The organism is Paenibacillus sp. GSMTC-2017 (assembly GCF_016019935.1).
Taxonomy (GTDB): domain Bacteria; phylum Bacillota; class Bacilli; order Paenibacillales; family Paenibacillaceae; genus Pristimantibacillus.
Genome location: NZ_JAECMT010000002.1, coordinates 305,556 through 331,748 on the forward strand (window position 1 = coordinate 305,556; position 26,193 = coordinate 331,748).

The following is a 26,193-nucleotide window of genomic DNA, read 5'->3' on the forward strand; positions in this document are numbered from 1 at the left end:
GGGTAGCGGCCGTTATCGTTTTATGTATTTGCTACTTTACCTAACAGATAAACCAAAAGCTGTTGATTATGCGAGGAAATACGATCGAGCGAATGCTCGATCAAATTACCCCGAATAGCTCTGCCCCGCTCCGTCTCAGCTCTACCTTTTGCTGATACTGATATCCACACGATTCTACGATCATTCACATCTCTCGTTCGTTCTATTAATTCATTTCTTTCCATCCGGTCTAACAACGTCGTTATGGCTGCGGGTGTCGTAGATAAATATTGGATCAAATCAGATGGTTTCTTAGGTTCAGAGTCAAGTAACAGTTCAAGAACATTTAGTTGTCCTTCAGTAAGTGGGGCAAGCGATTGCTCCAAACTTATCTTCCAATCGCGTGTTAGTTTTGTCCACAACCTAGTAAAATCTTCAGAAATCAAACTCTCCACCCGCTTCCTGTCAATTTTGGATTCTATAAGTCTATTATAGCAATTCATAATGTCGAATAAAAGATTAATGCAATTAATAGTTTGCGCTATTAATCGCTATTATCTCGAACAGTTTGACAGCTTTAGACATATACTGAGGCGACTGCCCATATTGGCAGGCAGTGCGGATTAACAAAGTGACATGCCCAAGGAGCGTGATTCCTCTGGACGACAGAAAAGAAGAAATGATCAAACGTATTCGATCGTACGGAATAATAAAAGACCCACAATGGCTTGAACGCCCAGACGGGCTTGTTCCATTGTGGGTCATGCTTGAACTTTTAGTCGAGATTATAGATCGTTTCGATCCGCCTAATCAACCTTTTGATTAAGATCTGGAACAACCCGTACGAACGAAGACGTTATTACATCGTTTTTATCGACTGGGAATAACAGTTTTCCAATCGATTTACGCTCTTCAATTGGTGATTTCTCTGAACTCGCGATTAATTTGCCGCCTGTAGATGTAAGCGCAACAACTTCTATCTCTTTTCTGCAATAATAGCCAGCAACTAGCTTGTCGCCATTAGAGCGTACACGTTTGCCTTCTTTAAACTCAAACGTCTGAACACCTCTACCGCCTCTGCCTTGTATCGGATAATCCAGTAGTAACGAACGTTTTGCATAGCCAATATCGGAAATGACTAGCACTTCACCTTCATCATCCGATACCCAAATTGCAGATACGATCTCGTCATCTTCACGAAGTTGCATACCACGAACACCCGCAGCAACTCTGCCCATCGGATTAACTTCCGCTTCAGCGAAACGAATACTCATCCCGTTTGATGAAATAAGAACAATATGTTTCGTGCCATCACTAGGAGTAACGCTGATGATCTCGTCCCCGTCAGCTACTTTACAAGCTGTGACTGCTGTTGAACGAGTCGTCGCATATTCTTTAAGCTCTGTACGTTTCACTTGTCCTCGCTTCGTTATAAATACGAGTGACAAGTTAGGCGTATTCATATCTTTTATCGGTAATACACTTATAATGGAATCGTCTTTAGGCAGCGGTACAATATTAACAATTGCTGTTCCTGTATCTTTCCATTTAAAATCTGGTATTTGATGCACAGGCAACAAATAATATTGACCTTTTCGAGTAAAGAGCAGCAAGTTGTCTATCGTATTGACCTGTAGCAGATCTCGAATGACATCACCTTCTTTCACTCCAGCAGTGTCAAGTTCTCCACCAGATCGAGTGAAAGATAACATACTTGTACGCTTTACATAGCCATCTTGGCTAAGTGTAACAAGAACATCTTCTGGCGTGACAAGCACTTCCAGATTAACTTTCAACTCCTCAACTTCACCTTGAATACCAGAACGGCGATCGATGCCGAACTTATCACGAATTTCAGTAAGTTCGTCCTTAATGACACCGATTAACTTCTTTTCACTATCTAAAATCGAACGTAAGTAAGCAATTTTTTTCAGTGCTTCTTTCAGTTCTTTTTCTAGTGCTGTAATTTCTAAGTTCGTCAATCTATATAGTTGTAAAGTTAAAATGGCATCAGCTTGACGTTCCGAAAATCCAAATTTCGATACTAAATTATTTTGAGCATCCGATCTGTTTTTGGAAGCTTTAATCGTTGCGATAACTTCATCCAAAATGTTAAGTGCTTTAGCAAGTCCTTCTACGACATGTGCACGATCTTCTGCTTTCTCAAGCTCGTACTTCGTACGCTCCGTTACAACTTCCTTTTGATGCGCAATATAGGCTTCAAGCATCGGTTTAATACCAAGTTGCTGAGGTGCTTTATTGACGATAGCGACCATATTGAAGTTATAAGTTACTTGTAGATCAGTCTTCTTGAGTAAATAAGCTAATATTCCACTCGCGTCTGCATCCTTTTTCAGCTCAACAACGATGCGCAAACCGTTACGTCCACTCTCGTCTCTTACTTCTGCGATTCCTTCAACCTTTTTCTCTAGACGAATCGTTTCCATTGCAGTTACTAGTCGTGACTTTACGACCTGATATGGGATTTCTGTTATAACAAGCTGCTGTTTGCCGCCCCTCATATCTTCAATTGCTGTTTTGGAACGAATGTATATACGACCTTTGCCAGTTGTATAAGCGTCTCGAATACCATCTTCACCCATTATAAGTCCGCCAGTTGGGAAATCGGGACCTTTAACAATGCTCATAATATCGTCAAGTGGTAATTCAGGCTTCAACATCAATGCAATACAAGCATCAATGACTTCACGCAAATTATGTGGCGGTATTTCAGTTGCGAATCCAGAAGAAATACCACTTACTCCGTTCACAAGCAAGTTCGGATAACGTGAAGGTAATACAACTGGCTCTTTCGTTGTATTATCGAAGTTATCTTTAAACAATACTGTACGTTTATCAATATCACGTAGCAATTCAAGCGCAATCTTGGACAAGCGAGCTTCCGTATAACGCATTGCTGCAGCTGGATCATCATCTTGCGAACCCCAGTTGCCATGTCCATCAACAAGTGGATGCCCCATCTTCCAAGGTTGTGCCATCCTTACCATACCTTCATAAATGGATGAGTCTCCGTGTGGATGGTAATTACCCATTACGTCCCCAACCGTTTTAGCGGATTTCCGGTATGGCTTGTCCGGTGTATTGCCAGCGTCATACATCGCATATAAAATACGGCGCTGTACGGGCTTTAAGCCATCACGTACATCGGGGATCGCACGATCCTGTATGATGTATTTCGAATAACGTCCGAATCGATCACCAACGACCTCTTCCAGAAACGCCGGTAAAAATTGTTCTAGAATACTCATGTTTGCTCACCCCTATTCCACATATTCCGTAAAGTCCACGTTTTCAATAATCCAACGTTTACGTGGATCTACTTTATCTCCCATTAACGTAGAAACGCGGCGTTCTGCTTTTGCAGCATCTTCGATCTGAACTTGAAGAAGCGTTCGGGATTCTGGATTCATTGTCGTTTCCCAAAGTTGATCCGGATTCATCTCACCTAATCCCTTATAACGCTGTAGCTCATAGCCTTTACCGTATTCCTTTAAATAATTTTGTAGTTGTTCATCCGTCCATGCATATCGAATCGTTTCCAGCTTGCCTGATTTTCTAGTGATCTTATATAGAGGCGGCTGTGCAATATAGATTCGCCCAGTATCAATTAGCGGTTTCATGTACCTGTAGAAGAAAGTTAAAAGAAGTACTTGAATATGAGCGCCATCCGTATCTGCATCTGTCATTATAATAATTTTGTTGTAATTGCTTTCATCAGCTTCGAACTCTGATCCTACACCTGCACCAATCGCAGCTATGATGGCTTTATACTCGTCGTTTTTCAATATATCAACAAGCTTAGCCTTCTCCGGATTCATCGGTTTACCTTTAAGTGGGAGAATGGCTTGATGTTTTGAATCTCTACCTTGCTTTGCAGAACCACCAGCAGAATCTCCTTCAACGATAAACAATTCGTTTCGAGTGTGATCCTTCGATTGAGCGGGCGTTAACTTACCGCCGAGATTAGAACTTTCACTCTTTTTCTTACCGCTTCGAATTTCTTCACGAGCTTTTCTTGCTGCTTCACGTGCCTTTGAAGCTTGTACAGCTTTTTTAAGCAACGATTGTGCTACTTGCGGGTTCTCTTCTAGGAATACCTGCATTTTTTCTGTCACAACAGCATCAACAGCACTTCTTGCTGAAGCGCTTCCGAGTTGATCTTTTGTTTGTCCGACAAATTCTACTTCAGACATCTTAATGTTGATGACAGCCATCATGCCTTCACGAAGATCATTACCTTCAAGGTTTTTGTCTTTTTCTTTCAAAAGTGCTGCTTTCCTCGCATAATCGTTCATCACACGTGTATAAGCCGTTTTAAAGCCCGTCTCATGCGTACCCCCGCCACGTGTAGGTATCGAGTTTACGAAAGATGCAATCGTCTCTGTATACCCATCGTTGTATTGCATAGCGACTTCTACTTCAATATCGTCACGTTCACCTGCAAAATGAATGACTTCATGAAGTACGGATTTGCTTTCATTCAAATATTCAACAAACTGACTTGCTCCGCCCTCATAGTGAAATTGATCATTTTTGCCGTTGCGATCATCTTTAATGACGACTCTTAATCCTGAGTTTAAAAAGGCTATTTCTTGAAGACGTTCCGCAAGTGTATCGTAATTAAACGAAGTTCCGTTTTGGAACACACGAACATCCGGCTTAAAGGTTACCCTAGTTCCCGTACGATTTGTATTTCCTATTATCTCCAAACCAGCAACAGGCTCTCCGACATGTTCCTTGCCTTTGTCATCAACCCAATATTCAAACCGCATCTTATGTATTTTGCCGTCGCGGAATATTTCTACTTCCAACCATTCTGACAAAGCATTCGTCACCGATGCGCCTACACCGTGCAATCCTCCAGATTTCTTATATCCTCCACCACCAAATTTGCCACCAGCATGAAGAATCGTAAACACAACTTGAGGTGTTGGAATTCCGGTCTTGTGCATACCAGTCGGTATTCCCCGACCATTATCATGTATCGTAATTGAACCGTTCTTATGCAACGTAACTTCAATAGCAGAGCAATATTTTGCTAGATGCTCATCCACTGCATTATCGACGATTTCCCATACTAAGTGATGAAGTCCTGATGTGCTAGTGCTACCGATGTACATACCCGGACGTTTACGTACAGCAGTCAAACCTTCTAGTACTTGTATATCATCGGCATCATAGTTCCGGTCTGTGGCCGCTGGACTTGTAAAAAGATCTATTTGCTCAGTCATGAGCTTCCCCCAATCCATCTCCATAAATCTCATTGTCATATCTTCAAGCTATTTTAATTCAAGATGTCCCCTTTCGTAAAGACACGAAACGAAACGATTAATGCGGCTACCGCCCAAACGGCTAACAAAATAAGGGAAAAATGAAGCGACATCCCTTCAATTGGTGGTGGTGATCCGTCTAAATACCCAGTCAACTTCAAGTTGACGGAAAATAAATATTTGGCACTTGTCCACGATGAACTCATTGATGATAAAATGGTTCCTGCAATAATTCCTGCCATCATCGTTACCATACTTGCAGCGGTGCTTCTAATTAAAATGCTAACCATCAATCCTAACATAGCAACAGTCATCGCTGAAAACCAGCATAGCCCCGCTTGCATAAGCAAGTATCGCCATTGCGGTATAATGTATACAGCATCCAGGCTCACCTTAGATCCTTGGACTTCGAAACCAGTAAATACTGGAGCTGTCCAACCTCCATAACCAAAAACAAAGCCGGATATAAGGTAACATAATAATACGGTTATCGCAATGGTAAGTGAAACGTATAGCATCAATGCCAGTAATTTACTTAGCAGTATTTTCCAGCGTCTGACCGGTCTAGTTAGTAGCATCTTGATTGTTCCACTTGTTCGCTCACCAGAAACGATATCTGAGCCCAGTGACAATATAAGCATCGGGATAAAAAGAGTGATTGAGTTGTCCAAAAATTCTCTCGTGAACGTTACCCCACTAGGTACACTTGGATTAACATCATGATCCAAATAATATTGGAGCTGCTGGACAGCAATACGTCTGCTCCGCTTCCATTCTTCTGGAATACGATCACTGGAAAGCGTATTTTCAATATCAGCTATTTGTTGCAATACGCGATTACGCCAATCGGAAAAGTGATCAGCATGATTTTCGACTACTTTATATTCGGCATAAGTAAATATAGGTATAAGAACAAGCAAAATGAGAATAACGACGAAAAATCGTTTTTTCAGCCATAACTTTAACGTTTCATTTTGAACTAAAGCAACAAGTCTATTCAATGGACTCACCCTCCGTCAAATGAAGAAATAAATCCTCTAATGTTGGCTCTTTACGATAGACTGCTTTAATACCAATTCCTTGTCCAACCAAGCGCTCAACTGTTCCCGGAATGTGGTCATCGTGCATGATTGTCATAATTGTCTCCCCTGATACCATCGAGTCAGATGCCAGTTCGCGCTCAACAGCATCATTTTTACCATATTCAACGACATTTGAATCTTGCAACAGGATTCTTTTCCCTTCTACCCAAGGTGTTAGCTCCCAGTTAACATGCCCTTTAGCTTGCTCAATTAGCTCTTCAACTTTTCCTGTTGCTATTATTTTCCCTTTGTCAATAATAACGACGCGACTACACAGCATTTGAATTTCGCTTAATAAATGGCTGGAAATTACTAAACTAAGACCTTCACTAGCTAATTGATGTACGAACGCTCTTAGCTCTTTTATCCCTTTTGGATCTAGTCCATTCGTAGGTTCGTCGAGTATGAGTAACTTCGGACGACCGAGTAGCGCTTGAGCAATCCCCAGTCGTTGACGCATTCCCAGAGAATATGTTTTTACTTTGTCATGAATTCGATCCTTCAACTTAACGATATCAGTCACCTCATGAATACGATCAGCATCTACATTTTCGAGCATACGAGCAAATTGCTCTAAGTTTTGCCATCCTGTGAGGTAACTGTATACTTCAGGATTTTCGACGATACAACCAACATATTGGAGCGCTTGTTCTGGCTGTCGCTGTACATCATACCCACAAATTCGGATTTGCCCCGCAGTTGGTTTAATGAGATCCACCAACATTCGAATCGTTGTTGTCTTCCCAGCACCATTCGGTCCAAGAAATCCAAATATTTCACCTTCGCCAATGTCAAAGTTGATATCTTCTACTATTGTCTTTCCTCGAATCTTTTTTTGTAATCCATTTACTGAAAGAATTGGTTCTTTCATAAGCAACGTAACCCCCATTACTCATTTCAATGATTCCAACATACGTGATGCTATTACTTCATAACCACGATCGTTTGGATGAAAGTGATCGGAAGACAAATAATCCATTATTCGTCCCTCGAAAAGATCAAAAGTAGGGACCATTAGCATGTTTGGATACTCATAAATCGTTTCGTAAACATCATTGTTCCACCCCTGCATTTTTAAGCTAGCATCCCTTAGCCCTGGTATATCATAAAAAGGATTATACAGTCCCATATATACGATTGTTGCTGTAGGATTTAGATCATGCAGCTTTTTTGCAACTTCACGATAATGGCCAATCGCCTTATCAAAGTCTTCTGTCAATTCGTCTACATTTACATCAGATAATTTACGATTTGCAAACTTAGTTCTAGCTGATAAAAACAAGTCGTTACCACCGATGCTAAAAACGATCAAATTTGCTTGTCTAATCGCATATTGGTAGCCTGAATCAGATGTAAGCCGTTCGCTTAACTCACTCGCCTTCATTCCGTTTACAGCTAAATTATTTATTAATTTAACTGGTTTATCTGATTTAGTTTTAAGACCATCGACTAAACGAAGTACATACCCTTTACCCGAAGGATCACCTGTCCCTTTTGTTAAGGAATCACCTAATGCAACAATATTGATCTCAGATGCTTTTTCTAAAATAGTTTCATTCGTAACTTCCTTAGGAACTTTATTTACCTCTGCATGAGTAGACGCTGGCATCATCATATCTTTGACAACCCATCCAAATCCAACGATTAAAATAACGGTAACGCACAAAGAAGTAATGGCGATAATAGGCCACAAATACTGATTTTTCATACCTTTCCCCCGCTTCAAATATGTAAAAAGAACTATGTTATGAGAAAAAAACTGTATTGGCGAAGGTATCCTTTCTTGTTCAGTTGTTACCATGGTGTACATTTCTGTCCAAGCTTATGCCATCTAAACAAAAAAAAGAGACGCCATAACGGCATCTCTGTATTGCAATTATTTATAATAACCTACTTGTTACTTGTATTTGTTCCATCCAGCATTACTATTTTCGAGCAAATAAGCAAAATCATTTTCTTTCAATTTTTGCTCCTTTTTCTTCACTTCTTCTTCTTGTTTAAGCACTAATTCCTTTTGATCTTGCTCTGCTTTTTTGAGCTCATCGGCTTGCGCCTTTAATTTGCTCAGTACGTCAGCTCCAAGCAGCTCTTTTAAAGTAACTCCCTTTTCTTGATCAGAGCCTGAATCTGATTTTTTAGGGGGCTTTGCAACTTTCCGTTTTTTAGCCAAAAAATCTCACCTACTTGTTAAAATATTCGATATGCAAAGCTTCCGCCGCAGTTCGAGCGGTTGCTCTAGCTGATTCAGTATCTGCAGCTGTACTAAGCGCTACAGCCATCCTTCTGCCAACCTTCGTTTCTGGTTTTCCAAATAGACGAACTTGTGTATTTGGCACTGACATAGCTTCTTCTAAGCCGCCGATTCGGAAATCAGTTGACTCTCTATCTGCTTTAAGCGTATGCGATGCGCCAGGAGAAAGCAAACGAATGGTTGGTATAGGATAGCCAAGAATAGCTCTTACATGTAGTGCGAACTCAGATAGATCCTGTGTTGCCATCGTCACCATACCTGTATCATGCGGACGTGGTGATACTTCACTGAATAAGACGCCATCTTCTGTAATAAACAATTCTACGCCATACAATCCGTACCCGCCAAGTTCATCTGTAATTTTTAAAGCAATTGCTTCAGCTTCATTAATGTGTTCCTCCGTCATTTCGTGCGGCTGCCAAGATTCAATATAATCGCCGTCCTTCTGAACATGACCAATTGGTGCACAGTAACTAGTACCTGATACAGAACGAATTGTAAGTAGCGTAATTTCTGATTGGAACGTGACGAATCCTTCCACAATAATCCGTTGCTTCTTCGCACGTCCACCTTCCATCGCATAGTTCCAACAACTTTCAAGTTCTGCTTCGGAACGACATACACTTTGACCCTTACCCGAAGAACTCATAATAGGTTTAATCACACATGGATATCCTAGCGTTTCTGCCCCTGCTCTAAGCTCTTCTAGTGATTCAGCAAACTGATATGGCGCTGTTGGAAGCCCAAGTGTTTCGGCAGCAAGTCGACGAATCCCTTCACGATCCATCGTAAGTCTAGCGGCACGTGCTGTAGGAATGACTCTATGACCTTCGCTTTCAAGTTCAACTAACGTTTCAGTTGCGATAGCTTCTATCTCTGGCACGATAAGATCAGGACGTTCTTGTTCAATAATGCGGCGAATCGCTTTACCATCAAGCATGTCTGTCACATAGCTGCGATGAGCTACTTGCATAGCAGGAGCATTAGCATAACGATCTACAGCTATCGTTTCAACACCGAGACGTTGTGCCTCAAGAACAACTTCCTTACCTAGCTCACCTGAGCCAAGCATTAATATTTTACGCGATTGTGTCGTTAATGGTGATCCATACATAGTAGAAAGAACCTCCTGGACATTTGAACTTTTCTTCCATTGTGGAGGTTCATTCTGTAAAAATCAATACTTTAACCGTGATGATTGCGTGACTATTTCAATAATTGCTACAAATAACGAAATTGTGCTTCAATTAATCCGTTATATACACCTTTATTTGCGATGAGAGCTTCATGACTGCCTTGTTCAACAATTTTTCCGTGATCAAGCACAATAATTTCATCTGCATGTCGGATCGTCGACAATCGATGTGCGATCATAAAGGATGTTCTACCTGCTAACAACGTTTTTAAAGCTTCTTGGATTTTTAACTCCGTTTCGGTATCAATGCTAGCTGTAGCCTCATCCAAAATAAGAATATGTGGATCAGCAAGTAAAGCTCGTGCAAAGGACAAAAGTTGACGTTGCCCCATAGAAAGCACATTTCCTCGTTCCTCTACTTGTGTATCGTAACCATCAGGTAATTCCATTATAAAATCATGTGCATGTACAGCTTGAGCAGCTTTCACAATGTCATCGTCACTTGCATTTAGTCGCCCGTATCTAATATTATCTCGAATCGAACCGGCGAAAATAAAGGTGTCTTGCATGACTAAACCGACTTGAGTACGTAAACTTTCGATCGTAATCTCTTTTATATCGTAGCCATCGATTAAAATTCGTCCTTTAGTTGGATCATAGAAACGACATAACAAATTAATAATCGTACTTTTACCAGATCCAGTATGACCTACTAATGCGATGGATTGACCTGCTTTAACGTTCAAACTAATTCCCTTTAAAGCTGGTCTATTCGTCTCATATTCAAACACAATATTATCAAATGATACATCACCACGAATGATAGGCAGATCTTTTGCTTGTTTGGACTCAGCTACTGTCGGTTTTTCATCAATAAACTCAAATATTCGTTCCGATGAAGCCATTGCGATTAGAAGCTGAGAATACATTTGTCCAAGACGATTAATTGGTTCCCAAAAATTGCCGATGTAATTAGCAAAAGCAACGAGCAATCCAACCGTTATGATTTTATCCTCAATTAAAGTAGATCCATACCAGAATAAGATACATGTCCCAACAGCTGCTGTTATTTCGATGACTGGCCCAAAAGACTGGTTAAGCGCCGATGCTTTGTTCCACGACTTAATGTTATCCATATTCATATGATTAAAGAATGACATATTGTCCTTCTCCTGTGCATAAGCTTGCGTTACTTTCATACCTTGTATACTTTCGTTCAAATGGGCATTAATGCGAGACTGTTTCATACGTACATCTTGCCAAGCGAATCGAATCCGCTTACGAAGTGAAGTAGATACGATAATCATAATCGGAACAGTAATCATTACTGCAAGGCCAAGTTTCACATTTAACGCTAATAAGATAATTACGATTCCGACTAGTTGAATACAATCCATAAGTAGATTGACTACACCATTCGTAAACAAGTCTTGAAGCGCATTGACGTCATTTGTCACACGAACGAGAACCGATCCAGCAGGACGTTTGTCATAAAATCGGAAAGATAACTTTTGAATATGCTGGAACAAATCATTTCTAAGATCGTATATGACTTTCTGACCGATAATATTTGTGTACTTGATTCGATATGTATTTGATGCCCACTGGATGATATACAGCACTAACATAATTCCGCCAACGAATAGTAACGTTGTAACGTCTCCTGAGCCACTAGTAGGGTCCAATATTTGGTCAATTACGTATATCATAAGAAATGGAGTAGTAAGACGTGTTAATGTACCTATGATCATCATGATTAGAACAGGTAGTAGTTGACGTTGATATGGTTTCATATATGTGTATAAGCGATGTAGTTGTGACCAATTAAATGGTTTTTCTATTGCATCATCATCTTGATATACAAAGCGCTCATTTCGACTTCGATCTTTACCTACTGTTTTAGTACTCATCAGATGCTCCCCTTCCACGATCATGAGCCCCAATTACTGAAGCACCCTTCTCAACATTTGATTTAAAATCTGCATATTGAATGTTGTACGTATCTCGATATGGACCTCGTATTGTACTAAGTTCCGCATGACTGCCTCGCTGAACGATATGACCTTTTTCCATTACAACAATTTCGTCTGCATGCCTTAGCGAAGATATTCTATGAGCAATGATAAACGTAGTTCTGCCAGCCATTAGCTCCTTAAAACCAGCTTGAATTTCATGTTCAGTTTCCATATCAACAGCACTTGTTGCATCGTCCAGAATAAGTATTTTCGGATTTTTAATAAGCGCTCGTGCAATGGCTATTCGCTGCTTCTGCCCGCCTGACAACCCCATTCCACGTTCTCCAACGACAGTTTCATAACCAAGTGGCAGCTCCATAATAAAATCATGAGCTTTTGACAACTTGGCTGCTGCTTCTATCTCCTCTTGCGTTACATCTCTGACTCCATAAGCGATATTGTCACGAATCGACGCAGAGAACAAAAACGTTTCCTGAAAAACCGGTGCGATCTGACGACGTAACGATTCAACGTTAATATGCCGGATATCGATGCCATCAATCGAAATATTGCCCTGTTTCACGTTATAAGCGCGCATAAGTAATTGAATAATCGTTGATTTGCCCGATCCTGTTGCACCTAATAATCCGATTACAGAACCTGTAGGTGCATTAATAGATATATCCGTTAATGCTGCTGATTTATCTGGATAACTAAATGTAACTCCTTCAAAACGAACATGTCCCTTGACGTTGTCAGAGGTGAGGTTTATAGCATTATGTTCACTTTTCACATGAACATGTTCGTTCAATAAGCCAATAACACGTTCTCCAGATGCTTTAAATTGTGTGTAGTTGTTTATATGGAAACCTAAACCCCACATCGGCCCGATAATGTACCAAATTAAACTGAAAAATGCGACAAATTCACCTAGCAATAAAGTATCATTAATAACTAAAATACCTCCTGCAAGAAGTAAAATAACGGCACTTGCATTAGCAACAAGCTCCATAACGGGGAAGTACTTCGCCCAAATTGTCGCTGCATGTATTTGATTTGATCGATATGCTTCATTGCGAGATGAGAATTTCGTAACTTCATGAGGTTCTCGAGCAAATGATTTAACGGTACGTACACCAGTTATGTTTTCTTGAACAGCTGTCGTTAAGTTGCTCATCGCTTGACGCATTTCTCGGAAAGCGGGATGGATCAACTTTTCAAAGCGGAGTGCCAAAAAAACTAATATCGGCATTGTGACTAGTGTAATCAGTGTGAGCTGCCAGTTGATGTACATCATCATTGCACCACCGAATAAAACCATAAGAACCATATTTAAAATTTGTGCAAACCCAAATCCGATAAAGTTACGAATAGCTTCGAGGTCAGCAGTTAACCTAGACATTAAATCTCCAGTCTTAGCCTTGTCATAATATTGATAGGATAATGTTTGAAGTTTGTCATACAATGCATTTCGCATTCGAAATGCAACTCGATTGCCTAATCTCCCTCCGAAGAAGCCGTGTAAAAATTGATTTAACGCTTTTAAAGAAATAACAGCTACCGCGATTAATGCGAGCTTTGGAACGAGATCAAATTGCTCTAGCCTTATGACATCATCGATCAAATAACGAAGTAAGTTTGGATATACCAGTCCAAGTGCAGTTGCGATCATTAAAAACAAAATGGAAGTTATAAGAAACTTCTTCTCTGGCAAATAAAAGGCTTTCAATTGCCTAAGGATGTCCACTGAAATCCATCTCCCTATCACTGTTTTTATGTATGAGAGAATATTATCAGCATAGGAATAGTCGAGCAAACTCGATAATAATACGAATTTTTTAATAGTAGCGCTTATTATGGCGGTTGAACAATTGACGATGGGTAATGCTCCCATATCGTCTTAAATCGTTGCTACAATGTACCTTTTACTCCGTTTTTGCATATTTTCACACAAAAATAAAAAATGCTTTTACAAGATAGAATCCATCCTGTAAAAGCATTTAGCTATAATTGCGATGAGTGTTCTCGCTATTCAAATCTATCCGAGATGAGTTAGTTCATAATGAAGTTTCTTCAGTTCGCCCAGATCGGCTCCATCAGTTAACGAGTTTTGCTTACCTTCTGTAAAGGAACGTATATCTTCATATAACCGATTAGAAGCAGCATCTGCAGCAATCGTCCACGCTTGCTCATAATGCGCATTCCAATTTCGTAACACTTCATTCATCCAACCTTGCAGTGATGGCGCTAAGAGTGACTCTAGATCTTTGCGAAGAACGGTCTTCCCTTCGCCTTCAAAGAACTGCCTAGGAGACTTAAAACGACTCCATAGCCACTTCGCTTCGATTCCTTCTTCTACCCAATCCGCAGACTCATTTGGAACAGAGATGTTACCAGCTTCATAAGGAAGTGTAGAATACTCTTCGATTGTCTTCTGAACTCGATCACAGCTTTGATTGTATACCTTCTTTATTGATTCATGCATCGCACGTTCCATTCGAAGTGTCGTTGCGAGAAGCTCTTGTGACAACTCACGTTGCATTAATCTTTGAAGCTCTAACCACGCCGTCCAAATGACACGTTTCAGATCGCGTCCATCGTCTTGCAGTGTTGCTGGATTAAACGCTAAATGATAAAACTCACCAAAACGATATTGCAGACGCTGGATGACATAATAAAGCAGCTCCTTAATCTCTTGCTTAAGTCCTTCCGTGAGCACGCTTCTGCGAAGCTCCTCTATCGGCTGCTTCGCGCCCTCAGCCGCTATTAAAAGCTTCTTAAGCTCTGCTTCCTTCGCAGTAGCATCACCTTCGCTACTTCGCAACCAGCCGGCTACAATATCTATCGTTCGTTTCAATTCGATTTCAGCGGACTCTATTGCCATTCGCCCTAAATCATTTTGAATAAAGGAAAGGAACGAATGTTCGAAATCTTCCATCCGTGACTGTTCAAGCAGACTGGTGTTGCCGTCTAACTTCCCATCTAACGCTTGTATACTGGAAACAGGGAATAAACGTGGTGAGCGAATGGAATGCTGTAGCAAATTCGTTTCAACGTGCTTTAAAACACCTTGTAGCTCTGCTTCGTCAGCAGCTAGATCTGCAGCATTTACGATAAAGAACATTTTGTCGAGCTCGAACTGATCTTTCACACGACCTAACTGATCAAGAAATTGCCTATCGGCTTGAGAAAATGCATGATTATAATAAGTGACAAACAGTACCGCGTCAGCGTTTTTAATGTAGTTAAAGGCAACTCCCGTATGCCTTGCATTAACAGAATCCGCTCCAGGCGTATCAACAAGGACGATTCCTTCGGCTGTTAATTCGCAATCATAGTGGAAATCAATTTCGCTTACGAAACAAGAACGCGACTCTTCCGCCACATACTTCGCATATTCATCTCGTTCTACTTTAAGCTCTTTGCCAAGTAAAGCTTCATGTTGTGCCCAGCCTGCTCTTGCCGCTCGCAAAAAGCTATAATGCGGTCTTCCACCAGACCCAATTGATTCTGGTTTTAGTTTATCAATTGACCGCAAAATAGATGCTGCATCTGGCAATTTCGATTCAGACGCATTTTCACCTAGAAGAGAAAGCGAATAACGCAAATCAGATATGACCGCTTCGCTTGTTTTCATAATGACACGTGCTGTACCGTGCCCATACTCCTCAGAAGGAGGCATAAGTCGGTTAATAGCAGCAGTCGTTGGGTTAGGTGATACTGGCAACACCGCATCGCCTATCAAAGCATTCGCTAATGATGACTTACCCGCACTGAATGCACCGAATAAAGCAATAGTAAATTGACTGCTCTGAAGTCGATTACCTTTATCTCTAACGGTAGTAGCTGCTGAACGTAAAGAAGAAATAGGTGCAAGTAGCTCCGCAGCTTTTAGTAGCTTAAAAGCCGCCTCTCGTTGGTTTGAGAGGGCAGACTTTTTACTACTACCAACAATCTGTTTACTCATTCCTAACTGTCCTTCATTTACATCAGTCTGACGTCTCACATTTCTACTGTCGCTTAGTAATTGCTCTACTTCACTTTCCTTAAGTCCAGTAAAAGGATGTGTGACTTCGCTATCCGTTACTGTTGCTTCACTTATTTTTGGAACTGGCAGTGACGGCTTGCTAATTTGTTCAGGCAAAATCTTATTCAGAGCTAATTCATGTGTTCTATTGTTTGCTTCAATAGCAGATATAGCTTGAATCGCATCTGCTTGTTGCTGCAATGCTGCTAGCTGTTCCTCTGCTTCTTTAGATGCAGCCAAACTTGATACTGAATAATGTTGGGTAAATTCATCAATCAATTCCAGTGCCCTAGTACGGTAAATACCTTTAACGTCTGCTGCAAGTTCCTTACTATAGGTCATCGTATATTCATTGCCCATTACAGCGCCTGTTTTTATTCGAGAAATAAGCCACTTAGCATCAGGTTGCCAAGATAATCCTTCGGACAACTTCTTCTCTAAACTTTCATTGTCAAAATGAATTCGTTCTGCCGCGTTGCGAAGGAACTGTTTCACATGCCAATCAATTGCTGCATTAATAAGACTTATTAGTTCTGTGCGGAAAGCTTCTAATCTTCGCTCTTGTTCGGCTGCTGTCTTCGCTCCAGCGAAAAGAAGGCCAGTTTTGAATCCAGGCATACGGCTCTCGATAAACGAATGTGCTAAGTCACGCAGAGCTGCCGGAGTAATATTAGCATTATCCAGCAAAGATTGAAGATCTTTTCGATGTTCGGTACGATATAGCTCTCTCACATTGGCAAGGGATTTTATCGATTGAGTTAGTCGTTCGATCTCACTTGTAACGATTGCAGCCGCTTCTTCTCCTCCAGCTTGCACAAGTAAACGATCACGCTCTGGCTCAGTCTGATCATCATACCATTTCAGATGAGTGCTAATTAAATGGCGATGAGATGCGTCCACACTATACGAACAAAGTTCCTCTCTCTGCTCTCCAAGCTCCCCAATCAACCCAATTAATTTCTCCCATTCGTGGTGGGGGTGAGTTGGCTCGCGTAACGACAAATAAACGATCCCCGCTGGCTCTAAATGCCAAGCTTGGAACGCTTCTTCTACACTTGTACGATAAGATGTGAAACTTAACTCACGGTCACGATGTTTATCGATTTGATTAACGATGAAGTATAAGGGCTTACCCCAATCTTTTAATTCCTTTGCAAACGCAAAATTAATTTCAGATTGGACGTGATTATAATCCATTACATAAAAAACAACATCAGCTAAATGCAGGGCAGATTCTGTAGCCATACGATGTGCATCATCAGTAGAATCGATTCCAGGAGTATCTAATAACACAGTATGGTCGCCGAGCAATTCACTTGGGTAAACAATTGCAACTGAAGCAAATTGCTCACCATCAACACAATATTTATCCAGTTCCTCTATAGGAACTTCAGCCTGCTCGCTAACTCCGTCTTTGACGATCTCAACTGACGCATACGCACGCTCTCCTCCACGAATAGCAACGACGTTTGCGCTTGTAGGAATTGGACTTGATGGTAATAGCTTAGCACCGCAAAGCTTATTAACCAATGTTGATTTACCCGCTGAAAAATGTCCGCATAAAGCGACAGTAAGCCGACCTTCGGTCAGCTTACTGTTCAGCTCAAGCGCTTGCTTTGCTCGAGTATGGTCGCCTGCTTCGGCCATCGCAGCGGCTGTTGATTGTAATGATTCCGCTATGCTTTGTACCGTTATTTGTGTCATCGTAAGTTAGCTCCTAAACAGCTTCCTCTTCGTCAGATGGCAAGCAGATTTCAAATACATTGCCATGCTGCAAGATCATAATGTTACGTTCTCTTTCTTTCATTACTACAACTTCTGGTTTAACGCGCATACGTTCAATATATTGATCTGGTACATCGCCGGAACCACTTACCGTAATTCCATCAATGACAATATCCTCATTTTCTTCAGGTGGAGATTCTAGTACTTGCTCATAAATATCAGAGAAATGTTCAAAATTGTTTGTATACACGGAAATGCACTTCATTTTCATCATCCTTCGTTCGCTAATTTAAGTTTCTTTACTTTATTTTTTGTCTTAATCGCTGGCTTCATACGCCCTTTTCCTTCTTTACAAATATCTTGCAATGGACATATGGGACACTGCGGATTTTGCGCTTTACAATGGTAACGTCCGAAAAATATAAGTCGGTGATGGGTAATTGTCCATTCATCTCGTGGTACTAGCTTCATGAGCTTCTGTTCCACAACGAGCACAGAATCATCTGGTTTCGCAATAGCTAGACGCTTAGATACACGATCCACATGGGTATCCACTGCAATTGCTGGTACTCCGAAAGCATTAGACATAACTACATTAGCCGTTTTGCGGCCTACACCTGGCAGTTCCACTAACCCTTCATAGCTAGCTGGTACGTCACCCTCATATTTATCAATGACGATCCGGCAGAGCTTTTGGATATTGGACGCTTTGCTCCGGAATAAACCGATTCTCCGAATGTCCTGCTCAAGCTCTTCCAGCGGAACACTTAAATAATCCTCTGGACTACGATACTTCTGAAATAGCCCTGCTGTAACTTTATTTACGGTCTCATCCGTACATTGCGCCGACAATAAAACGGCAATGGTTAACTCAAAAGGATTCGTATGATTGAGCTCACAGTGCGCGTCTGGAAAGAGATCGGCTATAGTATCCAATATATGACGCATTTTCTGCTTTGCATTCATAGTAAGCCTCCACATAAACACTATCGTTCAAAGTGTAGCGAAAATTGACACGCTTCGCAACCTCAAACCGTTAATTTCATAAAAAAAACTGCCCCGAAGGGCAGTTTTTCACAAAACGTTCCTGTTTTCATCTTACTATGGAATGAAAACGCCTATTTAACCGTTTAAGCTTTTTTTGTTTCTTGTAATTTAACTACTGCAGTTCCTACATATGAAAGATTTACTAAAGTACCTGCTGTCAATTGGCCGATCGTTGTTTTTGTCCCATCCACTTTCAGCAATTGAACATCTTGCATCGAATATTCAAACGTATCATTAACAGCAGTTTTCACTGTTACTTTGTTTGCTAATACGTTAACAGATACAACTTCATACTGAATAGTTTGATTAACTGAAATTATAATAGCTTCAATTTTGTCTGGTTTCATTCTAAGAGTTACAGAGTCACCAGTCTTCAAATCAGTGTGAGTAGCTAGTGGGCGACCAAAATAATCGACTACATAATTCGCATAAGGAATTTTTGCACTTACACCGTGTTCCGTTTGAATCGTTAAGATTTTATTTTTAGTATCAACTGAATTAACAGTTCCTGTATAACTCATAACAAAATGCATCGAAATAAGATTTTTATGTGTATAACGAATGATTACGTTAACGTTAGTAGAGATAAGCCCCAAAGCAGTTTTCATATCAACATTGTTGCCCATATAATCAAATTTGGTTTTATCCGTTAACGTTAAGGCAATTGGCTCTCCGTTAGAATCCATTACTGTAATTACTTTTTTAGCTTCGTTAATATTAAAAATTTCAGCCGCTGCAACAACTTTTACCTCTCGACTCGTAACTTTTACTTTTGTAATTTGATCAGCTGCATTTAAGCTAACTTCAACTTGATCACCAGCTTCTTCGCTTGCAACTAAATCTGTGATCGTAGCATTGGATAAGCCTGATATTTCAACAGTAGCACCAGGGGCAACATATTTTGTTACCAAACCTTCTGTTGTTTTTATTACTACTAGTTTTTGAGTTGACTCTATAAGTTTTCCTGTAGCTACTGTTACTGTTGGAGTTGCGGCAGCTATAATTTTTAGAGCTACAGGTTTAGTACGGAAACTATCTTGTACGATCGTAATTTGACTATTTGCCTTCAAATCAGTAATCGCAAGCTGCTTGCCAGTAGTATCTTCAATAACTATTCCTGCGGCATAATTAATTGGAACCGGCTTGTCTTTAATCCATAAATAAATGACGCCCTCATCGGCATTGTATCTAGCGAACGTTCCATCGATTGTAACAGTATGTTGTGTATCGCCTTTTGCTTCCACATATAAAGCTTTGCCTTCTTTAGCAATAACGGTTACGTCACTATACTTTAACAATGTTTCTTTTGTTACTGGTTTCTCTGATTTGTAATGATAATAGACTGTATTGTTGTCTATCGTATAATTTGTATCCGTTTCTTTGCTATAAACGGTAATCTTATCATCCTTAATTTCAGAAATGATACCATCGACTTGTCCTTCGTACTCAACCGCGTAACTTGATTGTGCTCTGCTGAAAAGAGTTGCAAGGGCAGCACGTTTAACTGCTACATCCGGCCCAAATGTAGTTTCTGTTAATCCTTTTACAAGTCCAAGTTGTACTGCAGCATTTACATATCCTTTATAACGAGCATCAACACTTGCAGCATCGCTGAAATGTGATTCCGCGTGTTGTAATTTTGTTGCTGCTGCTTGCTGTCCGATTGCTTTTACGATCAACTTCGTAACCCATTCACGGCTCGCAGGTTTAAGTCCCCACTCCGATGTCTTATCTGCTGCTGCAAGTGCATATTCTTCATCACGATCGAGCAACCCTTTATTGAATGCTAGTTCAATATAGGCTTTAAAAAATCCACTTACAACAAATGATTCACCAAATACAATCATCGAACTATTATCAACTAGATGATCTAACCCAGCAAAACGCAGCGCCATTAATACAGCTTCTTGTTGTGAAACACCTTTTTCTGGTTTAAAAGTTGATGTTTGATCGACGTTATTTTTGTAACCATCAATAATACCTTGATAATATAGTTTTGCGATATGCTTCTCAGCATAATATCCTGCACTAACATCCGTAAATGGAGTGGCTGCAACAGTTGCTGCACTAATCGTGCTTGGCACGGACAACACGGTTGCCCCACTTCCAGTCACTAGTGTAAACACTAACGCTCCTGTTACAACTTTCTTCCAAGTTTCATGCAATGGCATTTTTATGACTCCTTCTACAATATGTAATTTATTGTTCTGATTTTTTAATTGGATGTTCAATATCCACATGACCCATTAAGCTTTCAACTGGTTCTCCAACAACTAACACGTCTAGTGATTCAACAAATGAAAACTGAAACATCGTTTTCTTAAGTGTGTCTACTAATTGTTGCTCACCAGGAGCACCTAGTCTTTCTTCATCAGGAATATGAATGTCTAACGTAAGTACTGCATCTTTAAGTTCTACGGAAAGGAAATGGATTCCCTTCCATAATGATATAGCACCACTAGCATCATCTTTTTGGAACTCAGCCAATGTTTTATTAATTAATTCCACTTCGTCTTTAGCAATAATTTTCACATTATGCTCGACCATTTTTTGCAACTCACCATCAGAGCGGTAAATGATGACTTCCGTTCCTTGCTCCCCTGTTGGCTTAGGTGTTGCTGATGTTTGTGGTGCAACACTTGTTATGGGTACTTCAGCAATACTAGAAGTAATTGGTACTGACGAAGGTCCGTTACCGGAAACCTCCGTCTCTACCTTTACAGTTCCTTGATCGCCGCAAGCTGTAAGAAAAGCTGCTAATAGGGTTGAAGCAAGTAGTACTCGAAAGCTGCGATTGGCTGTATTCATATCGTTGAACACCTGCTTCCTATTTCAGATTCAAATACTCCTTAATCCCTTTAGTCACTTCGTTAGCAAACCTATTTTGAACTGCATCATCGAACAAGGCCTTCGAATCGACATTATTAGATAAATAACCTGCTTCGATTAATATTGCCGGCATAGTCGTTTGCTTAATTACTCTGTAACCAGCTTTTTTAACACCACGATCGTTTAGTCCCATACCTTTTAAGACATACTTATGAATAATGTCAGCCAGCGCTTTACTCTCTGGTCTCTCATAATAGGTTTCAGATCCGTTAACACTAGTTTTTTCAAAGCTGTTAGCATGAAGTGATATAAACAAGTCTGCTTTAACGTTTTCTGCGAATTTCACACGATCGTTTAACTCAAGGAACGTATCGTCTGAGCGTGTTAGATGCACTTTAATTCGTTTGTCTTTTTCTAGAGCAGCTTTTAACTTCAGCGCAACACTTAAATTAAATTCTTTTTCCCAACGCTTCACTGATTTACTGTATGCACCTGGATCTTTTGCACCATGACCAGGATCGAGAACGATATGATAGATTCCATCATCACCTTCTGGTAATGTAGGATCAACTGGCGGTTTTGGATCTACCGGCGGTTTCGGATCTACTGGTGGAATCGGATCGATTGGTGGAACTGGCTCAATCGGTACTTCACTGCTAGGCATAAATGCGAGATGAATCGCATTTTCTGTTTCGGTCATCACATAGCCCGTATCTTTACCTATCAATACAACAAGTCTAGCGGTAAGTGGCTTGTTTGAAAATTGAGAATAACGATACCCATTTAGTAAAGGATTATCGAGCAGAGAAACTTCTGATTGACCGTTTACAAATGCGGACATTACTTCAGGTAAATAAGTTGTGTTCTGAAAATCAAAGACCATACGTCTAGGATTTTCTAGCAGGAGCGGCTTATTAGGTTTCTGTGTTCCTACATGATTAATCGTAATGATGTTTGATTCATTCAGCGTAATTCCCGAAATGACACCCGCTGGAAGAGTTGGTTTCTCCGGATCTATCGGATTAATAGGATCCACAGGTGCAATAGGGTCTACTGGATCGACAGGATCCACCGGAACGATTGGATCGACAGGATCCACCGGAACGATTGGATCGACAGGATCCACCGGAACGATTGGATCGACTGGCTCTGTAACTTTTTCGAACATATGTACTTCTCGTTCTTTGTCCTTCCACTCAAAGCCTAGTCCCAGTAGCTCACCAACAAATCGGACGGGAACCATTGTCCGCCAATTAATTAGTTGCGGCTTCGAATCTGTCTCCATTATTACGCCGTTAACCCTTACCAAGGACTCTCCGATAATGAGCTCAATAACGGTGCTGTCATTTTTGACGGTTACTCTTTTCGTTACCGGCTCCCACTCTACTCCATAACCTAAGCCATCTGACAAAATTGCAAGTGGCACTAGCGTTGATCCGCCTTGAATTTTCGGATCAACATCGGACATTAACTGCTTCCCATTCAAAAAAAGCTTAGGAGGAACAGCAGCAGCTTGTCCAACAGAAGCAAACATGGTGAACAACAATGACATTAACAATACAATGGATACAGACTTTTTCATTTCCCACCTCGATGACTGAATTGCCCGCATTGCATGTGCTCATTCGACATGCTTGGACATAATTATAGACGCACAGTGTCAGAAAAAGTTGCGAATAGAGGAAAAAAGAGGACAACCTCAACTTTAGCTGGGTTATCCTCTGTGTGATTACATTTTAAACAAGTGTAGCAATATGCTTTTGCTCATACGCTGTAATTTTTTCTTCGTGTTGCAACGTTAAACCGATATCATCCAATCCTTGAAGCAAAAATTGCCTACGGTGCTCATCCAGATCAAATGAAATGCTTAGTCCATGTTCATCGGTTAACACCTTGTTCTCCAAATCGACAGAAAGTTTATATCCGTCATGTTTGGCTGTCCGCTTAAACAAGTCTTCCACTTGCTCTTCGCTTAGTTTGATTGGCAAGATACTATTTTTAAAGCAGTTGTTATAAAATATATCGGCGTATGATGGCGCAATAATTACTTTAAAACCATAGTCGAGAATCGCCCAAGGTGCATGCTCACGAGATGAGCCGCAGCCAAAGTTCGCTCTGGATACAAGAACAGATGCACCTTCGTAACGAGCTTTATTAGGTTCAAATTCTGTATTGATATCACCATTTTCGTGGAAACGCCATTCGAAGAAAAGAAATTGGCCGAAGCCACTGCGCTCAATACGTTTTAGAAACTGTTTTGGAATGATAGCATCCGTATCTACATTGACCCGATCAACCGGGGCTACGATTCCTGTTAGCTGTTTAAATGGTTCCATGTCGGTATTTCCCCTCTCTTGCTTTATGTTAATTAATTCAAAACTTCTGTTTTAACTTCCCAATCACGAACATCAGTAAAACGTCCGTTAATAGCTGCTGCAACCGCCATAGCTGGCGATACAAGATGTGTTCTTCCGCCGCGTCCTTGGCGACCTTCGAAGTTACGGTTGGACGTTGAAGCGCAACGTTCGCCTGGCTTCAGTACGTCAGGGTTCATCGCAAGACACATAGAACAACCTGCATCACGCCATTCAAATCCCGCTTCTGTGAAGATTTTGTCTAAACCTTCCTTCTCCGCTTGGATTTTTACACGACCCGAACCTGGTACTACGATTGCTGTAACTCTGTCGCTAACTTTGTATCCTCTAGCGATTTCTGCTGCAGCACGAAGATCCTCGATCCGTCCATTTGTACACGAACCAATGAACACATAATCAATTTCAATTTCTGACATTGGTGTTCCTGGTTTAAGATCCATATATTCAAGTGCCTTTTCGGCTGCTTTACGTTCATTTTCTGTAGGAAGATCAGCTGGGAAAGGTACACAAGACGTAATGTCTGTACCCATACCTGGGCTCGTTCCCCACGTTACTTGTGGAATCAATGCATCGACATCGAAATGAAGCACTGTGTCGTATTCTGCACCTTCATCCGTCGTTAACTTAGACCAAGCTTCAACAGCTTCATCGAAATTAGCTGGAGCATATTCACGGCCACGTAAGTAATTAAAAGTAGTAGCATCTGGTGCGATCAATCCAGCGCGAGCTCCGCCTTCAATAGACATATTACATACAGTCATACGCTCTTCCATCGTCAAGCTTGTAATTGCATCACCTGTGTACTCGATAACATAACCAGTTGCAAAATCTGTTCCATACTGTGCAATAACACCAAGAATCAAATCTTTTGCAGTAACGCCTGGCTTACGTTTGCCGTTAAATCGAACTTCCATTGTTTTTGCTTTCGATTGTTGTAAACATTGCGTCGCAAGCACATGCTCAACTTCGCTTGTACCGATACCAAAAGCCAATGCACCGAATGCACCGTGCGTGGAAGTATGACTGTCTCCACAAACGATCGTTTTACCAGGGTGTGTAAGGCCAAGCTCAGGGCCCATAACGTGGACAACACCTTGGTCAATGCTATCAAGATCAAACAACGTTACGCCGAAGTCTTTGCAATTTTGTGTGAGTGTATCGATTTGTTGTTTAGAAATTGGATCTGTAATATTGAAACGATCTTTAGTTGGTACGTTATGATCCATCGTTGCAAATGTAAGATCAGGACGACGAACTTTGCGGCCTGTCATACGCAATCCTTCAAATGCTTGCGGTGATGTTACTTCATGTACAAGCTGTAGATCGATATAAATGACGCTTGGTTTACCCTCTTCTTGATGAATGACGTGATTATTCCAGATCTTTTCGAACATTGTCTTTTTCGCCATTATGCTCACCCCATCGTTTCATTATTGCTATTGGCAATAATCTACTTAATTAATTGAAGCTATCATACCATGTCTTTCTTCATTGATCTAAGATATAATATCTATAATGACTATAGGTAATAACTATAAACCACTACATTAATATGTTTATAACTTTACTTAAGAAAGAGGGAACTAGTGTGGAATTACGTCAACTTAATTATGTCATTCAAATAGCAAATGAAAAGAATTTTTCAAGAGCGGCAGATAAGCTGCACATTGCACAACCATCTTTAAGTCAGCAATTGTCCAAATTGGAGCAAGAGCTTGGTGTTCTACTATTCCGTCGTACAACAAATTCCGTTGAATTGACTCAAGCAGGACAAGTATTTGTTGAGAAGTCACAAGGGATTTTGGATGCCGTTGAGCAGTTAAAACAAGAGATGGACGACATGGCACAGATGCGGCGCGGTCGACTAGTTGTAGGTACTCTACCAATAACGGGTTCACATGTATTACCTCTAGTACTACCGGTATTTGGTGAAAAGTACCCTCAAATAGAAGTTGTACTAGTAGAAGAAACTACAGCGAAGCTGGAGCAATTGACAGCTAGCGGCGGAACGGATTTAAGTCTACTTTCTCTTCCTCTTATCGATAGCTCGCTTTCATGGGAACCTTATTTGGAAGAAGAAATATGTGTAGCTGTACCAGCACAACATCCATTAGCATCTCGAAAAGAGCCAATTGAAATTAGTGAGTTGAAGGATGAACCTTTTATCGGATTGAAGCGTGGACAAGGCTTTAGACAAATAACGGTGGAGCTTTGTGAAGCATCTGGCTTTACTCCTCAGATTGTGTTCGAAAGCAGTAATATAGAAACGGTACAATCGTTAGTAGCTGGTGGAATGGGTATCGCATTAGTTCCTCAAATGCTTACACGTTCTAAAGGAGCGGACTTCGCCCCGACCTATTTAACTCTTACGTCCAAACCGACTCGTACATTAGTTGTAGCAAGTCGGAAAGGACGATATTTATCAAAAGCTGCTCAAGCGTTTATTGAAACATTAAATCAGACCATTAGTCATTACCGTTAATAGTGTAACAACTAC

The 26,193-nt window shown here is 40.7% G+C and carries 20 protein-coding genes; 2 read left to right on the forward strand and 18 right to left on the reverse strand.

The window, feature by feature from the left end:
* Positions 1-20: 20 nt before the first annotated feature.
* Positions 21-425 (reverse strand): MarR family winged helix-turn-helix transcriptional regulator, encoded by a 405-nt coding sequence (locus I6N90_RS08695; protein ID WP_197935807.1) that lies wholly within the window; start codon positions 423-425, stop codon positions 21-23.
* 203 nt (positions 426-628) lie between these two features.
* Here I6N90_RS08695 and I6N90_RS08700 point away from each other — a divergent pair, with 203 nt between their 5' ends.
* On the forward strand, positions 629-805 hold the full coding sequence (locus tag I6N90_RS08700) for a hypothetical protein (protein ID WP_232242956.1): 177 nt from the start codon (positions 629-631) through the stop codon (positions 803-805).
* Here the strand turns inward: I6N90_RS08700 and gyrA are convergent.
* From gyrA to leuC, 17 genes are all read right to left on the reverse strand, one after another.
* Positions 786-3,248 carry a DNA gyrase subunit A gene (gyrA, locus tag I6N90_RS08705; RefSeq protein WP_197935133.1) on the reverse strand — a complete coding sequence of 821 codons (2,463 nt, stop codon included), beginning with the start codon at positions 3,246-3,248 and terminating at the stop codon, positions 786-788. The two genes, I6N90_RS08700 and gyrA, sit on opposite strands and share 20 nt — an antisense overlap.
* Before the next feature lie 12 nt (positions 3,249-3,260).
* Entirely contained in the window at positions 3,261-5,231 is a 1,971-nt protein-coding gene (gene parE / locus I6N90_RS08710; protein ID WP_197935134.1) for a DNA topoisomerase IV subunit B, read from the reverse strand.
* 53 nt (positions 5,232-5,284) lie between these two features.
* Entirely contained in the window at positions 5,285-6,271 is a 987-nt protein-coding gene (locus I6N90_RS08715; protein ID WP_197935135.1) for an ABC transporter permease, read from the reverse strand.
* On the reverse strand, positions 6,264-7,223 hold the full coding sequence (locus I6N90_RS08720; protein ID WP_232242801.1) for an ABC transporter ATP-binding protein: 960 nt from the start codon (positions 7,221-7,223) through the stop codon (positions 6,264-6,266). Before I6N90_RS08720 ends, I6N90_RS08715 begins: the two co-directional genes overlap by 8 nt.
* Positions 7,224-7,244: 21 nt before the next feature.
* Positions 7,245-8,060, reverse strand: a complete 816-nt coding sequence (locus tag I6N90_RS08725) for a GDSL-type esterase/lipase family protein (protein ID WP_197935137.1) — start codon at positions 8,058-8,060, stop codon at positions 7,245-7,247.
* Positions 8,061-8,249: 189 nt separating this feature from the next.
* Positions 8,250-8,522, reverse strand: coding sequence for a YqkE family protein (locus I6N90_RS08730; protein ID WP_197935138.1), 273 nt, complete (start codon positions 8,520-8,522; stop codon positions 8,250-8,252).
* Between the two features lie 10 nt (positions 8,523-8,532).
* Entirely contained in the window at positions 8,533-9,717 is a 1,185-nt protein-coding gene (gene purT, locus I6N90_RS08735) for a formate-dependent phosphoribosylglycinamide formyltransferase (RefSeq protein ID WP_197935139.1), read from the reverse strand.
* A gap of 107 nt (positions 9,718-9,824) precedes the next feature.
* Positions 9,825-11,648, reverse strand: a complete 1,824-nt coding sequence (locus I6N90_RS08740) for an ABC transporter ATP-binding protein (RefSeq protein WP_197935140.1) — start codon at positions 11,646-11,648, stop codon at positions 9,825-9,827.
* On the reverse strand, positions 11,638-13,440 hold the full coding sequence (locus I6N90_RS08745) for an ABC transporter ATP-binding protein (protein WP_197935141.1): 1,803 nt from the start codon (positions 13,438-13,440) through the stop codon (positions 11,638-11,640). The genes I6N90_RS08740 and I6N90_RS08745 overlap by 11 nt, the downstream gene beginning before the upstream one ends.
* Positions 13,441-13,731: 291 nt before the next feature.
* Positions 13,732-17,424 carry a dynamin family protein gene (locus tag I6N90_RS08750; protein ID WP_197935142.1) on the reverse strand — a complete coding sequence of 1,231 codons (3,693 nt, stop codon included), beginning with the start codon at positions 17,422-17,424 and terminating at the stop codon, positions 13,732-13,734.
* Between the two features lie 13 nt (positions 17,425-17,437).
* A complete protein-coding gene (locus tag I6N90_RS08755) occupies positions 17,438-17,710 on the reverse strand; it encodes an NAD/NADP transhydrogenase alpha subunit (protein ID WP_197935143.1) in 273 nt (90 codons plus the stop codon).
* 5 nt (positions 17,711-17,715) lie between these two features.
* Entirely contained in the window at positions 17,716-18,411 is a 696-nt protein-coding gene (nth, locus tag I6N90_RS08760) for an endonuclease III (protein WP_197935144.1), read from the reverse strand.
* Between the two features lie 164 nt (positions 18,412-18,575).
* Complete coding sequence (locus tag I6N90_RS08765) at positions 18,576-20,663, reverse strand: S-layer homology domain-containing protein (protein ID WP_197935145.1); 2,088 nt, start codon at positions 20,661-20,663, stop codon at positions 18,576-18,578.
* A 28-nt stretch (positions 20,664-20,691) separates the two neighbouring features.
* The gene (locus I6N90_RS08770) at positions 20,692-21,300 is read right to left on the reverse strand and encodes a GerMN domain-containing protein (RefSeq protein WP_197935146.1); all 609 of its coding nucleotides are present in this window, start codon (positions 21,298-21,300) and stop codon (positions 20,692-20,694) included.
* A gap of 19 nt (positions 21,301-21,319) precedes the next feature.
* Entirely contained in the window at positions 21,320-22,903 is a 1,584-nt protein-coding gene (locus tag I6N90_RS08775; RefSeq protein ID WP_197935147.1) for an N-acetylmuramoyl-L-alanine amidase, read from the reverse strand.
* Positions 22,904-23,057: 154 nt separating this feature from the next.
* The gene (gene leuD / locus I6N90_RS08780) at positions 23,058-23,657 is read right to left on the reverse strand and encodes a 3-isopropylmalate dehydratase small subunit (protein WP_197935148.1); all 600 of its coding nucleotides are present in this window, start codon (positions 23,655-23,657) and stop codon (positions 23,058-23,060) included.
* A gap of 32 nt (positions 23,658-23,689) precedes the next feature.
* Entirely contained in the window at positions 23,690-25,105 is a 1,416-nt protein-coding gene (leuC, locus tag I6N90_RS08785) for a 3-isopropylmalate dehydratase large subunit (protein ID WP_197935149.1), read from the reverse strand.
* A gap of 179 nt (positions 25,106-25,284) precedes the next feature.
* On the opposite strand from leuC, the gene I6N90_RS08790 reads away from it, so the two are divergent.
* Positions 25,285-26,178 (forward strand): LysR family transcriptional regulator, encoded by an 894-nt coding sequence (locus I6N90_RS08790; RefSeq protein ID WP_197935150.1) that lies wholly within the window; start codon positions 25,285-25,287, stop codon positions 26,176-26,178.
* Positions 26,179-26,193 lie beyond the last annotated feature (15 nt).

Bases quoted from the DNA above. Each gene is read 5' to 3' on its own strand.
- I6N90_RS08750 (WP_197935142.1), bottom strand. From the start codon at position 17,424: ATGACACAAATAACGGTACAAAGCATAGCGGAATCATTACAATCAACA.
- gyrA (WP_197935133.1), bottom strand. From the start codon at position 3,248: ATGAGTATTCTAGAACAATTTTTACCGGCGTTTCTGGAAGAGGTCGTT.
- I6N90_RS08720 (WP_232242801.1), bottom strand. From the start codon at position 7,223: ATGAAAGAACCAATTCTTTCAGTAAATGGATTACAAAAAAAGATTCGA.
- I6N90_RS08755 (WP_197935143.1), bottom strand. From the start codon at position 17,710: ATGAAGTGCATTTCCGTGTATACAAACAATTTTGAACATTTCTCTGAT.
- leuC (WP_197935149.1), bottom strand. From the start codon at position 25,105: ATGGCGAAAAAGACAATGTTCGAAAAGATCTGGAATAATCACGTCATT.
- leuD (WP_197935148.1), bottom strand. From the start codon at position 23,657: ATGGAACCATTTAAACAGCTAACAGGAATCGTAGCCCCGGTTGATCGG.
- I6N90_RS08775 (WP_197935147.1), bottom strand. From the start codon at position 22,903: ATGAAAAAGTCTGTATCCATTGTATTGTTAATGTCATTGTTGTTCACC.
- I6N90_RS08740 (WP_197935140.1), bottom strand. From the start codon at position 11,648: ATGAGTACTAAAACAGTAGGTAAAGATCGAAGTCGAAATGAGCGCTTT.
- I6N90_RS08765 (WP_197935145.1), bottom strand. From the start codon at position 20,663: ATGCCATTGCATGAAACTTGGAAGAAAGTTGTAACAGGAGCGTTAGTG.
- I6N90_RS08770 (WP_197935146.1), bottom strand. From the start codon at position 21,300: ATGAATACAGCCAATCGCAGCTTTCGAGTACTACTTGCTTCAACCCTA.
- nth (WP_197935144.1), bottom strand. From the start codon at position 18,411: ATGAATGCAAAGCAGAAAATGCGTCATATATTGGATACTATAGCCGAT.
- I6N90_RS08725 (WP_197935137.1), bottom strand. From the start codon at position 8,060: ATGAAAAATCAGTATTTGTGGCCTATTATCGCCATTACTTCTTTGTGC.
- parE (WP_197935134.1), bottom strand. From the start codon at position 5,231: ATGACTGAGCAAATAGATCTTTTTACAAGTCCAGCGGCCACAGACCGG.
- purT (WP_197935139.1), bottom strand. From the start codon at position 9,717: ATGTATGGATCACCATTAACGACACAATCGCGTAAAATATTAATGCTT.